General features: G+C 64.5%; 9 protein-coding genes and 1 tRNA gene. 5 read left to right on the forward strand and 5 right to left on the reverse strand.

Translation table 11 applies throughout. The features are described from left to right. Positions 1-5 precede the first annotated feature (5 nt). Positions 6-3227, forward strand: coding sequence for a molybdopterin dinucleotide binding domain-containing protein (locus BZG29_RS03445; protein WP_077398886.1), 3222 nt, complete (start codon positions 6-8; stop codon positions 3225-3227). Here BZG29_RS03445 and BZG29_RS03450 read toward each other — a convergent pair. From BZG29_RS03450 to mutM, 5 genes are read right to left on the reverse strand one after another with little or no spacing between them, the layout of a single operon-like run. Further along, complete coding sequence (locus BZG29_RS03450; protein WP_077398888.1) at positions 3224-3838, reverse strand: response regulator; 615 nt, start codon at positions 3836-3838, stop codon at positions 3224-3226. The genes BZG29_RS03445 and BZG29_RS03450 overlap by 4 nt on opposite strands. Continuing rightward, complete coding sequence (locus BZG29_RS03455) at positions 3835-5640, reverse strand: sensor histidine kinase (protein WP_171984932.1); 1806 nt, start codon at positions 5638-5640, stop codon at positions 3835-3837. Before BZG29_RS03455 ends, BZG29_RS03450 begins: the two co-directional genes overlap by 4 nt. Beyond that, positions 5640-6803, reverse strand: a complete 1164-nt coding sequence (gene mutY / locus BZG29_RS03460) for an A/G-specific adenine glycosylase (protein WP_077398892.1) — start codon at positions 6801-6803, stop codon at positions 5640-5642. Before mutY ends, BZG29_RS03455 begins: the two co-directional genes overlap by 1 nt. 38 nt (positions 6804-6841) lie before the next feature. After that, a complete protein-coding gene (locus BZG29_RS03465) occupies positions 6842-8743 on the reverse strand; it encodes a dynamin family protein (RefSeq protein ID WP_077398894.1) in 1902 nt (633 codons plus the stop codon). Between the two features lie 22 nt (positions 8744-8765). Further along, complete coding sequence (gene mutM, locus BZG29_RS03470) at positions 8766-9602, reverse strand: bifunctional DNA-formamidopyrimidine glycosylase/DNA-(apurinic or apyrimidinic site) lyase (protein ID WP_077398896.1); 837 nt, start codon at positions 9600-9602, stop codon at positions 8766-8768. A gap of 167 nt (positions 9603-9769) precedes the next feature. On the opposite strand from mutM, the gene BZG29_RS03475 reads away from it, so the two are divergent. The 4 genes from BZG29_RS03475 to BZG29_RS03490 all read left to right on the forward strand — a co-directional run bounded on the left by BZG29_RS03475 (position 9770) and on the right by BZG29_RS03490 (position 13302). After that, positions 9770-11554, forward strand: coding sequence for a tetratricopeptide repeat protein (locus tag BZG29_RS03475; RefSeq protein ID WP_077398898.1), 1785 nt, complete (start codon positions 9770-9772; stop codon positions 11552-11554). A gap of 73 nt (positions 11555-11627) precedes the next feature. Next, on the forward strand, positions 11628-12266 hold the full coding sequence (locus BZG29_RS03480) for an outer membrane lipoprotein LolB (protein WP_077408939.1): 639 nt from the start codon (positions 11628-11630) through the stop codon (positions 12264-12266). Then, positions 12263-13147: a 4-(cytidine 5'-diphospho)-2-C-methyl-D-erythritol kinase gene (ispE, locus tag BZG29_RS03485; RefSeq protein ID WP_077398900.1), complete on the forward strand. Its 885-nt coding sequence runs from the start codon at positions 12263-12265 to the stop codon at positions 13145-13147. Before BZG29_RS03480 ends, ispE begins: the two co-directional genes overlap by 4 nt. Before the next feature lie 78 nt (positions 13148-13225). Next, positions 13226-13302, forward strand: a tRNA-Gln gene (locus tag BZG29_RS03490). Positions 13303-13386 lie beyond the last annotated feature (84 nt).

A 13386-nucleotide genomic window follows, 5' to 3' on the forward strand; every position in this document is an offset into this window, starting at 1 on the left:
CAAAGATGAACGATAAAATACACGACAAAGCACACAACGACGTCCCTGACGACGAAAACGAAAAACGCCGCAAGCTGCTGCGCTACGGCGCCATCGGCGGCGGGCTGGCCGCGTTTGCGGCCAGCTTTTCCACCACGGCCGGCCGCATGGTCGACCACGCGCTGGGCAAGGATAAACCTGTGCAGAAACTGCATGGCAATTCCCTGCCGCCCGAGTTTTCCGTCGACACGGCCACGGGCAAGCTGACGGTCAATTCCGACCAGCAAGTGAGCTACACCATGTGCATGGGCTGCACCACGTTTTGCGGCGTGCGCGTGCGCCTCGACAAGAAAAGCGGCAAGGTCTTGCGCGTGGCGGGCAATCCCTACAGCCCCCTGTCGGCCGACCCGGCGCTGCCCTATCAAACCTCGATACGCGACAGCTTTGTGTCGCTGTCGCGCTTCCAGGAAAAGGGCTTGAAGGGACGTTCCACCGCTTGCGGCCGCGGCAACGGCGTGTTGGAACAGATGGAGTCGCCGTTCCGCGTGCTGGCGCCCATGAAGCGCGTGGGGCCGCGCGGCGGCGGCCAGTGGGAGCCGATCGCCTTCGACCAGCTGGTCAAGGAGGTGACGGAAGGCGGCGACCTGTTTGGCGAAGGCCACGTGCAGGGCTTGCGCGCCTTGCGCGAGCTGGAAAAACCGATCGATCCGGCGCAGCCGGAACTGGGTCCGCAAGTCAACCAGGTGGGCCTGATGTGCAGTACCGATGATGGCCGCCTGGCGTTCGGCACGCGCTTTTTCAAGCAGTCGTACGGCAGTTTGAACCTGGTCAACCACGGCTCGTATTGCGGCGGTGCTTACCGCAGCGGCTCGGGCGCCATGTTCGGCGACATGAAGAAAATGCCGCACGCGAAAGTGGACCTGGAAAACACGGAATTTTGCATTTTCGTCGGCACGGCGCCCGGCAATGCGGGCAACCCGTTCAAGCGCCAGGGCACGCTGATCGCCAAGGCCCGTTCGGGCAAGCGCGAATTCAGCTACGTCGTCGTCGACCCCGTGCTGACGAACGCAGACAGCCTGGCCGCGGGCGACCGCAGCCGCTGGGTGCCGATCAAGCCGGGCACGGATGGTGCGCTGGCCATGGCGATGATACGCTGGATCATCGAGCACGAACGCTATGACCGCAACTTCCTGGTGCAGCCGAACCTGAAGGTGGCGGAAGCGGCAGGCGAAGCCGCCTGGTGCAACGCCACGCATCTGATCATCAACGAGAAGGGCCATCCGCGCGATGGCCGCTACCTGCGCGCGTCGGACATCGGCGCGGTGGAACTGGCGGAAGAGGAGCGCTACAAGGATGGCGACGCCTTCTGCGTGATCGACGCCGCCACGCAAGCGATCGTGCCGCACAATGCCGCTAAGGGCGAGGCGCGGCTGTTCTTCGATGGTCCGCTGGACGTGGCGGGCGCACCGCTGCACCTGAAGACGGCCATGACGATGCTGAACGAAGAAGCGCAGCGCCACAGTATGGATGAGTATTCGGCTGCCTGCGGCATCGGGCCCGACATCATCGAGGGCCTGGCGCAGGAACTCACCAGCCACGGCAAGCGCGCCGCCGTCAATGCGCACGGCGGCATGATGTCTGGCGCGGGCTTCTATAACGCGTATGCGCTGGTCATGCTCAATACCCTGATCGGCAATTTGAACCGCAAGGGCGGCACCCTCGTCAACGGCGGCAGCTTCAAGGATGCGGGGCCTGGGCCGCGCTATAACCTCGAGAGTTTTGACGGCGAGATCAAGGCGGCCGGCATGCCGATCGGGCGCAATGTACCGTATGAAAAAACCTCGGAATTCAAGCTGAAGAAGGAAGCGGGCAAGGCGTATCCGGCGAAGGCGCCGTGGTATCCGAACGCGCCAGCGCTGGCGACCGAGTGGCTGACCAGCGCCATGAATGGCTATCCTTACACCCTGAAGGCGCTGATCCTGTGGAGCTGCAATCCCGTCTACGGCATCACGGGCTTGCGCGCGCAGATCGGCAAGGAGCTGGCCGATCCGAAGAAGATACCCCTGATCGTCGCCATCGACCCCTTCATCAATGAAAGCTCGGCGTTTGCCGACTACCTGTTGCCCGACACCCTGCTGTACGAAAGCTGGGGCTGGGCCGGCGCCTGGGGCGGCATGCCCGTCAAAATGAGCACGGCGCGCTGGCCCGTGGTCGAGCCGCGCGTGCAGAAAACGCCTGACGGCCAGACCATCTGCATGGAATCGTTCTTCATCGCGCTGGCCAAAACCATGGCCTTGCCGGGCTTCGGCCCCGATGCCTTGCAAGACATGGATGGCCAGCGCTTCCCCCTGCAGCGCGCGGAAGACTGGTATCTGCGCGGCGGCGCCAACATCGCCTGGCAGGGCAAGACGGCCGTGCCGGAGGCGAGCGACGACGACATTGCGTTATCCGGCGTGGACCGCATCCGCCCCGAACTGGAGCGCACGCTGAAGCCGGAAGAGTGGCGCAAGGTGGCCTTCATGCTGGCGCGGGGAGGGCGCTACCAGAGCTATGGCGAGATGTTCGGCCTGCGCCTGCCGCCGCCCGCGAATGCCAAGGCGCCGGCAGCTCCCGTGCCGGTGCTTGATGAGACGCCGTATCCGCAGGACTGGTCCACGCACCGCTATCTGAAACCGATGATGCTGTACAACGAAGGCCTGGGCGTGAGCAAGAACAGTTTGAGCGGCAAGCGTTTCCCCGGCACGCCAGCGTGGCGAGTGGCGGCGTTTGCCGACGGCACGCCCGTGCGCAAAACCTATCCGGCCAGCGAGTGGCCGTTCGAGTTGATCAGTTTTAAATCAGCGCTGCAGAACTCCTACAGCATCGGCGCGCGGCGCTTGCGCGGCATCCATCCGGACAACCCCGTCGCCGTGCATCCCGACGATGCGGCGCGCTTGAAACTGGAAAATGGCGACCAGATTTATCTGGAAACGCCGGGCGGCAGGGCCAGGGCCACGGTGATGCTGCGCCATGGCGTGCAGCGGGGCGTGATCGCCGTCGAACATGGCTTTGGCCACAAGGAGCACGGCGCGCGCGCCCACCGCATCGGCAAGTCGCGTCAGCCTGACGAGCCGGCCATCGGCGCGGGCATCAACCTGAACGATCTGGGATTGACGGACCCGAGCCGCGGCGACAAGAACGTGTTTGTCGATCCCGTGTCGGGCACGTCGGTGCGGCAAGGGCTTCCTGCCCGCATCGTGCGGGCTTAAATCTCTCCACCCGCCATCAGCAGCCGGGCCACCTCGGCTGCTGAGTGAAGGCCCAGTTTTTCCATCGTGTTATGGCGGTGTACCTGCACCGTCTTGTCGCTGATGCCCAGCTCGCGGGCGATGACTTTCGAGGCTTTGCCTTCGGCCATCAGGAGGGCCACTTCGCGCTCGCGCGCCGTGAGCCTGGCCAGCGCCGATTGCGCCGTATTCGCGCTGGCGGCGCTGCGGCTTTCTTCCACGCTGCGGGCCACGGCCCGGCTGACGGCGTCCAGCAATACCTGGTCCTTGCACGGCTTTTCCAGAAAATCGCAGGCGCCCGCCTTCATCGTCTGCACGGCCATGGCCAGGTCGCCGTGGCCGCTGAGGAAAATCACGGGCAGCGAGATCGCATGGCGCGACAGCTCCTGTTGCAGTTCCAGCCCGCTCATCATGGGCATGCGCACGTCGAGCAGCAGACAGCCGGGCGCATGGCCGGCATAGCGTTGCAGGAAATCGCGCGCCGATTCAAACGTCTGCACTTGCCAGCCGACCGAATCGAAAAGATAGGCCAGCGAGCGGCGCATGGCGGCATCGTCGTCGACGACAAAGATGATGGCATCGCTTTCGTTCATGGTGTTTCCTCTTGTGTTTCCTGATGTGCTGCCATGCCGCTATCTTCGGGCAGGCGGAACCAGACCGTCAAGCCCGGCGCATCGGCGTTGGCGTGCGCCGACAGGCTGCCGCCGAACGATTCTATGATGCTTTTGCTGAGCGACATGCCCAGACCCAGGCCTTCGGCCTTGGTGGTGAAGAAGGGTTCGAACAGACGCGCCATCTGCGTCGCCTGCAGGCCGCAGCCGGCGTCGCGCACGGCCACCGTGCAGGCGCCGTTTTCGCGGTGCAGCAGCACGCCGATGGCTTGCTGCAGATTGTCGTTTTCCATCTGCGCATCAAGCGCATTTTTCAGTAAATTGAGCAGCACCTGCTGCACTTGCTGCGGGTCGGCCAGCACGCGCGGTGCCACGCTGAGCGCCTCGTGGCGCCAGCTGATATTGGCTTGCGGATGGGCCGCGCGGAACAGCGATACGGCTTGCTCCACGGCGTCGGCCAGGGCGAAGGCCGTGCTGTGCGCGGGACGTTTTTGCGCCATCGCGCGGATGTGACGGATGATGGCGCCCGCGCGTTCGCTTTGCGTGGCGATTTCCTGCGCGCCGTCGAGCAGCGGCGCTGCATCGAGCCGGCCCGCCGTGATGCGGCGCGCCATGCCGCGCGCGAAATTGCCGATGGCCGCCAGCGGCTGGTTCAATTCGTGCGCGATGGCGCTGGCCATCTCGCCCAGGATGGCCAGGCGCGCCGTGTGGTCGAGCGTGGCCTGGCGCTGGCGTGCTTGTTCTTCCAGCGCGCGCTGCTGGTGCTGGGCGGCGCGCAATTGCTCCGTGCGCCGGCTGACCAGGTATTCCACGCGCACCGTATGCACGGCCCAGGCCACCAGCAAGGCCAGCACCAGCAGCATCCAGCCCCAGTAGCGGCGCAGGGCCGTCTCGAACGTCAGCTTGTCCAGGTAGGCGTAGGGGCCGATGCGCAATTCGCGGAACAGTTCATCGACGATCTGGTAATCGCTGGGCACCGTCCAGCTGTAACCTTCATCGGTGCGCGGCATGGCCAGCAGGGCCTGCGCCACTTTTTTCGCCAGCGCCGGCGGCGTCTGGCGCAGGGCCACGAAGGGCCAGTCCGGATACAGCCGCGACGAGCTGGCGCAGCGAAAACCGGGAATCGGGCGCGTGGTGATCACGCGCAGTTCCTCGGCCCGTACTTCGCCGCTTGCCACCATCTGTTCCAGCAAACAGGTGCGCACGATACCGGCATCCATGCGCCCCGCACGCACGGCCTCGACGATCTGCTGTGAAGGAAAGCCGCTGTAGCGCAGGCTGGCAAAATCGTGCGCGGGATCGATGCCCGCTTCCTGCAGTTCGCGCGCGGCGATCTGGTAGCCGCCAAACGCGTCGGGCGCCACCGCCATCACGTTCTTGCCCGCCAGGTCGGCCAGGTCGTGCAGCGGCGACGCGCTGCGCACGACGATGGCCGAGCCGATGGCCTGGCGCGGCGTATCCGTCCACGGCGATTCCAGGGTGGCGATGCGGCTGGCGCCATCGCTGTGCTCGAGCGCCACGTAATGGCCGCTGCTGGTGATGGCAAAGGCGATGGCCTGCGACTGCACGGCGCGCGTCAGACCCGCCTGGTCGTAGTCAGCCAGGATGAAACGGATGCCGGGAATGCTGGCCTGCAGGTGGCGCGTCACGTACGACCAGTCCTGCTGCACAGCGTCGCCGCCCTTGTAGGCCAGCACACCGATGCGTACCTCCGGCAGTGCGTCAGCCGCTTGCGCGCCGTGCAGGCACAGCGCCGCCAGCGCCAGGGCAATAAGCCTGCGCACTAGAACATGCTGCGTTGCGCCGCGCACGCATCGCCGAACAGGTCCAGCAGCAGTTTCTTGATGGGGGCGGGCAGCGGCGCGTCCGCGATTTTCGCGCCGTCGTACCAGACGTGCGTCGCTTCCCCGGCCAGCGCCAGGCGGCGTGCCAGGGTGATGCGGCAGGGGACGATGTGCAGCTTGTAGTGGGTAAACACGTGCACGATGGGCAGCAGCCGTTCCTGCGTTTCGACGGCGCCGAACGGCGCCACGGCGCGTGCCAGTACCTGCTGGTCTATTTCTCGCGGTGAGTCTGCATCGGCCAGCATATGGCCATCGAGTTCGGGCAGCGACAGCAAGCCGCCCCAGATGCCGGAACCGGGGCGCTGTTCCAGCAGCACCTGGCCATCGTCGATGATGACCAGCATGACGGCGTGCTTTTCCGGGCTGGTTTTCTTCGGCTTGCGTACCGGCAGATCCTTGGTGCGGCCGGTGGCGTAGGCCACGCAGCGCGGCTGCAGCGGGCAGCGGCCGCAATCGGGGCTGCTGCGCGTGCACAGGGTGGCGCCGAAGTCCATCAGTCCCTGCGTGTAGGCTTCAATGCCCGTCTCCGGCAGCAGCGCTTCGGCGCGGCGCCACATGGCTTCCTCGACCCGTTTTTCGCCGGGATAGGCGTCGATGCCGAAGGTGCGCGCGAACACGCGCTTGACGTTGCCGTCCATGATGGCTGCGCGCGTGCCGCTGGAAAACGCGGAGATGGCGGCGGCCGTCGAACGGCCGATGCCGGGCAGCTCGGCCAGCAAGGCCGGGTCGCTGGGGAACACGCCGTCGTATTCGGCCACCACGCGCTGCGCGCACTTGTGCAGGTTGCGCGCCCGCGTGTAGTAACCGAGGCCGCTCCACTGTGCCATCACGTCTTCCACCGGGGCGCTGGCCAAATCGCGCAGGGTGGGGAAGCGTTCGAGGAAGCGCGCGTAGTAGCCCAGCACGGCGGTGACCTGCGTTTGCTGCAGCATGATTTCGGACAGCCAGATCAGGTAGGCGTCGCGCGTGTTTTGCCATGGCAGCGCATGGCGGCCATGCTGCTTTTGCCAGGCGATGACGGTGGCGGAAAAAGTCGGGTCGACGTAATTTTCCAAAGGTGCCGCGCCCGTGGCGGGCGAGAGCGGATGCAGCAGACGTTTCATGCAGGGTTCCAGTATCTTGTGGCGGGTTGTTGCGTGTTTTATGTGGCGCTGGCCGTGCGCAAGGCAGCGAGTAATTGCGCCAGCTGCGCCTTGTCGCGTTCGAGCGCCGCCAGGCTCGCTTCAAAGCCGGCGATTTTCTGTTCCAGGCTGCCCGTGGCGTCATGGATGCGCTGGATCGAGGCAAAGCGCAGTTTCAGCTGTTCCTTGTACTCGACGATCTGCGCTTCGAGCGGCGCCATGATGACTTTCAGCCAGGCGCTGGCGTCGTCGTTGGCGTTGGTGAAACTGCGGCGCACGCGCGAGGCGATGGTGTCGAAGAATTTTTCCATCAGCACTACCCGGCTGGTGGTGAGCAGGGTCGCCGTGCCGAATTGTTTATGGTAGACGGCTTCGATATCGGCGATCTCCTGGCGGTAGCGGGCCAGCGAAAACGGCATCGGCAAGGCCAGCGCCAGGCCATGTTCGGTGGCGAATTTGCGGTACATCACGTTCATCATTTCCGTGATCTCGGCCGTCTTGCCTTCCGAACGGTCGAGGTTCTGGGTGATGCGCTCGAAATACTGGCGCACGGCTTCGCGCAGGCCCGTGAAAAAGCGGCTGCGCTGCATGGCGGCGCGCACGCCATCGATATCGTCACGCACGATGTCCATGCCCAGGCTCGTGTACAGCTCTGTCGACAGGCGCGTAAACACGGCGCGCGTCGCCTGCAGCTTGAACAGGCTGCTGTCGAACTCCTTCTTCTCGATATCGATGCGGCGCATCATGTGCGCGATCACGCTCTGGTTCTTGCCGCGCAGGCTGTGCAGCTCGTGCAGCTGCTCGGCGATGCCACGCGCGCGCGCCGCCGCCTGCACCTGCTGCGCCGCCTCGATGGCGTCCAGGTCGAACGCCAGCTGGCGCCGGATGATGTCCTTGCGCGCGGGGATCAGCTCCTCGAACAGGGCCGTTTCCAGCGCCTGCAGACGGCTCTTTTCCAACAGCGCGGCGTCGTGGTTGATCTTGCCCACCAGGGCCTTTTGCGCCGAGACGGGGAAGACCTGGCCCGCGTCCAGCATCAGGAGATGCGCCACGCTGGCTTGCTGGCGCTCGATGGCTTGCGCCACCTCTAGGTCGCCGCGCAATTCATCCCACATGCTGTCGATCTTGTTGAGCACCACCAGGCGCCCCGCGCCGGCGCCGATATGGTTGCGCCATACCTCGATATCGCTGCGCGTGACGCCCGTGTCGGCCGCCAGAATGAACAGCACCGCATGCGCATTCGGGATCAGGTTCAGGGTCAGTTCCGGCTCCGTGCCGATGGCGTTCAGGCCAGGCGTGTCGAGAATGACCAGGCCCTGTTTCAGCAGCGGATGGGGGAAGTTGATGATGGCGTGGCGCCACATGGAGATTTCCACCTGGCCGTCTTCGTCGAGCATGGCAGGGGCGTCCGCGTCGTCGGCGTCGTACAGGCCGTAGCGCGCCGCTTCTTCCACGCTGACTTTTTTCGTCAGGCTGACCTGGCGGATGGCTTCCTGCATGTCGCCGCCCGCTTCGATATTCAGGGGCAGGACAGTCCAGGCGCCGGGCAGGTCGCGGTAGTCGCTGGTCGACAGGTTCTGCGCGCGCGTCTCGATGGGCAGCAGCCGGATCGATGGCGGCCAGGCCGCGTCGTACAGCAGCTCGGTGGGGCACATGGTGGTGCGGCCCGCGCCCGAGGGCAGGATGCGCTGGCCATAGCCGGCAAAGAAGATGGCGTTGATCAGCTCGGATTTTCCGCGCGAGAATTCCGCCACGAAGGCCACGGACAGGCGGTCGTCAGTCAGGCGGGACCCGCAGCGCGCCAGGCGCAGCGCGGAGGCGCCGTCGACCAGGCCCGCCGCGCTGGCGGCTTGCCGGTACGCCTGCAAGGCGGCCTGCACGTCCTGCCGCCATGCGCTGTATTGTTCCAAGTCTCTGACCATCTGGCTCCCTCTGTGAGTGTGGCTACTTTTGGCAATTCACGCAGTAAAACGTGGAACGCTGTCCCTGCACGATCTGGCGGATCGGTGCGCCGCACACGCGGCATGGCTTGCCCGCGCGGTTGTACGTGAAGTACGTCTGCTGGAAGTAGCCGGACTGGCCATTGACGCCGATGAAGTCGCGCAGGGTGCTGCCGCCCTGCACGATGGCTTCGGCCAGCACGTCGCGGATCGATTGCGCCAGTTTCTCATAGCGGGCCAGGCCGATGCGCCGGGCTGGCGTCTTCGGGTTGATCCCTGCGCGGAACAGGCTTTCGGAACAATAGATATTGCCCACGCCGACGACGATGTCGCCCGCCATCAGCACCTGCTTGATGTTGGTGCCCTTGTTGCGCGTTTTCTCGAACAGCAGCTGGCCCGTGAAGCCGCCTTCCAGCGGTTCCGTGCCCAGGCCGCGCAGCAGCGCGTGGCCGTCCAGCGGGCCGTCGGCCTCGTCATGCCACAGCACGGCGCCGAAGCGGCGCGGATCCGTCATGCGCAGCACCTGGCTGCTGCCGTCCGCGTCTTCCACGACGAGGTCGAAATGGTCGTGCTTTTGCGCCTCCGTTCCCGTCGGCAGCACGCGCAAATGGCCCGACATGCCCAGGTGGATGATCAGGGTGCCGTGGCGGAAATGGATCAGCAGGTATTTGCCGCGCCGTCCCGTCAGGCCGATGGTTTGCCCCGACAATTGTTCGCCCAGGGCATGGGGGAAGGGCCAGCGCAGGCCGTCGCGGCGCAGCACGACGGCACGCACGGCGCGCCCTTCGATGTGGGGCGCGACACCGCGCCGTGTGACTTCGACTTCTGGCAATTCTGGCATAGGGCTCGAATGGTGGAAAACCGGGTAAAAAACAGGCGGGTCGCCGGCCGATGGCTGGCCCGGGCACGCTACGTCGCCACGACGTATATATTTCGTTACATACGTGAAGTACGCGATAGCCGCGTTGGGCGTAGAATCAAACTTTGCCGTTTAGCCAGGATCAGCCTTTGAAAAACCCTTTCGCCATTGTAACCTTGTCCGCCCTGATGGCCACGCATGCCATGGCACAGACGCCTGTTGCCCCCGTCGATGGGGCGGCCAGCCCCGCTGCGACCGCTGCGCCGCAAGCGGCCGGTACCGAGTCCGGCGATGACGCCAAGGGCGAGAAGCTGCCCAAGGTCGAGTTGAGCAGCGATTTGCTGTACAAGCTGACCAAGGCTGAAATGGAATTCAAGAGCGGCCAGTGGCAAGGGCCGTACGTGACGATGATGGTGGCGGCGCAGCAGACGCGCGATCCGCGCCTGGCGCGCCGCGCCTCTGAAATGGCACTGGCCGCCAAGCAGGGCGGCGAAGCGCTGGCGGCCATCCGCCTGTGGCGCGAGCTGGCGCCCGAATCGGACGAGGCAACACAATTCTTCCTCGGCTTCGTCGTCTTGACGGACAAGATCGAAGAAGCGGAACCGATCTTTGCCGATCGCCTGGCCAATGCCCCTCCGGGCGCGCGCGGCGTGGCCCTGTTCCAGATGCAGCAAATCCTGTCGCGCTCGAATGACAAGCTGTTTGCGTATGCCATGCTCACGCGCCTGGTGCAGCCCTACCTGGACATGTTCGAAGCCCATCTGGTGCTGGCGCAGGGCGCCTTGTCGCTCGGCGAGCGTGAACGCGCCATCGGCGAAGCGAACAAGGCGCTGGCGATCAAGCCGAACTCCGAGCTGGCCGCGCTGACCCTGGCGCAGGTGACGGGCGAACCCGAGGCGGCAGGCAAGGTGCTGGCCGCTTTCCTGCAAAAGAATCCGGACGCTATCGAAGTGCGCGGCGCGTATGCGCGCCTGCTGGTCGAGCAAAAACAGCTGGAGCCGGCGCGCGACCAATTCCTGCTGCTGCTGAAAAGCCAGCCCGACAACCTGGGCGGCCTGTATGCGCTCGGCATCGTGGCGCTGCAGCTGGAAGACACCAAGGGTGCGGAGCAGTACTTCAAGCGCTTCCTGGCCGTGCTCGACAAATCCCCTGGCGACGCGCGCGATCCGTTCAAGGCCCTGATGATACTGTCGCAGATCGCCGAGACGCGCGGCGACACGGCCGGCGCCATCGCCTGGCTGGACAAGGTCGACAACAGCGCGTCCGCCGGTTATGTCGAGGCGCGTTTGCGCCGCGCCCAGCTGATCGCCCGTGGCGGCAATCTCGATGCGGCGCGCAAGGCGCTGACGGAAATCGAAACGGACGATCCGGCAAGCCAGGCACAGGTGCTGCTGGTAGACGCGCAATTCCTGCGCGATGCCGGCTACGTGCAAAGCGCCTATACGGTGCTGGAAAATGCCTTGCTGCGCTTTCCTGATAATCCGGAACTGCTGTACGACTATGCCTTGCTGGCCGAGCGCCTGGATAAACTCGAACTGATGGAAGCGAGCCTGCGCCGCGTGATGGCGCTGGCGCCCGACAACCAGCACGCGTATAACGCCCTGGGCTACTCGCTGGCCGAACGGGGCATCCGCCTGCCGGAAGCCCATGCGCTGATCGAAAAAGCCTTGCAGATGGCGCCGGGCGACCCGTTCATCATGGACAGCATGGGCTGGGTGCAGTTCCGCATGGGTAACCTGGCTGCCGCGGAAAATGCGCTGCGCCGCGCCTATGCCGTGCGCAGCGATCCGGAAATTGCCGTCCACCTGGGCGAAGTGCTGTGGCAGAAGGGCGACAAGGCCGAAGCGCAAAAGCTGTGGCGCGAGGCGCAAGGCAAGGATCCGAAAAACGACGCGCTGAAAAGCACCCTGGCGCGCTTGAATGTCAGTTTGTGATTGAATCGATTAACTCAACTATGAGAAACCAGCGCCATGGCGCTGGTTTTTCCTTGTGCCCATGTCCAAACCCATGTCCAAACATTTCCTGCCCCTGACGGTACTGTGCCTGGCCCTCTCGGCCTGCTCGACCCTGACTTCTCCCTTTTCGTCCGGCGCCGCGCCATCGGGCAAAGCCGTCGCGCCCTACCGTGAACAGGTGGAGCTGACGGGCCGGTTGAACGTCGTGTACCAGAAAGATGACAAGCCCGAATCGGCCACCGTCAATTTCAGCTGGCTGCAGACGGCCGCGCGCACGGATGTGACCCTGTATACGCCCGTCGGCAGCACCCTGGCGACGATCGCCGTCACGCCGCAACAGGCCGTGCTGACGCAAAGCGGCAAGGCGCCGCGCAGTGCGCCCGATGTCGATACCCTGAGCGCGCAGATGCTGGGCTGGTCCCTGCCCGTGTCGGGCTTGCGCGACTGGCTGCAAGGCTATGCCGTAGGCGCCGATGGCAAGCGCTTCGTCGCGTCACCGGCCAACGACAGCGTGACAACCAAAGACGGCTGGCGTTTGCGCTATGTGTCGTGGCAAGATGCTGCCGAGAATACACCGGGCGCCTTGCCCCAACCGCGGCGTATCGATGCCGAACGCACCACCAGCGCGCAGGCCGATGCCGTCTCGCTGCGCATCGTGCTCGATCCCGCCCCTTCCGCACCTGCACCATGACACTGACGACCCTGAATCATTGCCCGGCTCCCGCCAAACTGAACTTATTTCTGCACGTTAACGGCCGCCGCGCCGATGGCTACCATCTGCTGCAGACGGTGTTCCAGTTGCTCGACCATGGCGACACTTTGCACTTCGCGCTGCGCGACGACACGCTGATCCGCCGCGCGACGGCGCTGGCCGGCGTGCCGGAAGAGCAGGACCTGATCATCCGCGCCGCGAAACTGCTGCAGGCGGAAGTGCTGCGCCGCACGGGCGCCTTGCCGCGCGGCGTCGATATCGCTATCGACAAGGTGCTGCCCATGGGCGGCGGTCTGGGAGGCGGTTCGTCCGACGCGGCCACGGCCCTGATGGCCTTGAACCGCCTGTGGCAAGCGGGGTTGAGCCGCGAGGAATTGATGGCGCTGGGCTTGCCGCTGGGTGCCGATATCCCGTTTTTCATCTTTGGCGAAAACGCCTTTGCCGAAGGCGTGGGCGAGGACCTGCAGCCCGTCGCCACGCCCGAATGCTGGTATGTGGTGATCGAGCCGGGCGTGCAAGTGCCTACCGCCGCAATTTTTTGCGCGGAAGGCTTGACGAGAAATACCGAACCCGTCACAATAGCGGACTTTTCCAGGTACCTCGCAGAAGGAAACGATGCGGGCGGGTTTGGTAAGAATGATTTACAGCAAGTGGCATGCAGTCTTTTCAAGCCGGTAGCAGATGCGGTAGAATGGCTGGGTGCTTACGGTGAGGCCAGGATGACTGGCTCCGGTGCTTGTGTGTTTAGTGCGTTTGGCAGTCAGGAAGAAGCGGATGCGGTGCTCAGCAATGTGCCACCAGTCTGGATCGCCTGGAAGGCAAAAGCGCTGAATCGCCACCCGATGCTCACCATGTTGTAAAGAGCAAAAAAAGATTTTGCTTAGCGTCAAAAAGTCGGTATAATACTGGCCAACATGACGGCAAGCAGTCAGTAACGTAGGGGAATCGCCAAGCTGGTTAAGGCACTGGATTTTGATTCCAGCATGCGAAGGTTCGAATCCTTCTTCCCCTGCCACAATTTCACCGTAGTCTGTCGATGCGAAGTTGGCGTCCAGTACGGGAAAAAGCAGATATGTCGCCACGCGGCATATTCTAAACA

The sequence above is a fragment of the Janthinobacterium sp. LM6 genome (assembly GCF_002002885.1).
GTDB classification, from domain to species: Bacteria; Pseudomonadota; Gammaproteobacteria; order Burkholderiales; family Burkholderiaceae_D; genus Janthinobacterium; species Janthinobacterium kumbetense.

Excerpts from the sequence above, each read along its gene's own strand:
- mutY (WP_077398892.1), bottom strand. The coding sequence starts at position 6,803 with ATGAAACGTCTGCTGCATCCGCTCTCGCCCGCCACGGGCGCGGCACCT.
- BZG29_RS03480 (WP_077408939.1), top strand. The coding sequence starts at position 11,628 with ATGTCCAAACATTTCCTGCCCCTGACGGTACTGTGCCTGGCCCTCTCG.
- mutM (WP_077398896.1), bottom strand. The coding sequence starts at position 9,602 with ATGCCAGAATTGCCAGAAGTCGAAGTCACACGGCGCGGTGTCGCGCCC.
- BZG29_RS03465 (WP_077398894.1), bottom strand. The coding sequence starts at position 8,743 with ATGGTCAGAGACTTGGAACAATACAGCGCATGGCGGCAGGACGTGCAG.
- BZG29_RS03445 (WP_077398886.1), top strand. The coding sequence starts at position 6 with ATGAACGATAAAATACACGACAAAGCACACAACGACGTCCCTGACGAC.
- ispE (WP_077398900.1), top strand. The coding sequence starts at position 12,263 with ATGACACTGACGACCCTGAATCATTGCCCGGCTCCCGCCAAACTGAAC.
- BZG29_RS03450 (WP_077398888.1), bottom strand. The coding sequence starts at position 3,838 with ATGAACGAAAGCGATGCCATCATCTTTGTCGTCGACGACGATGCCGCC.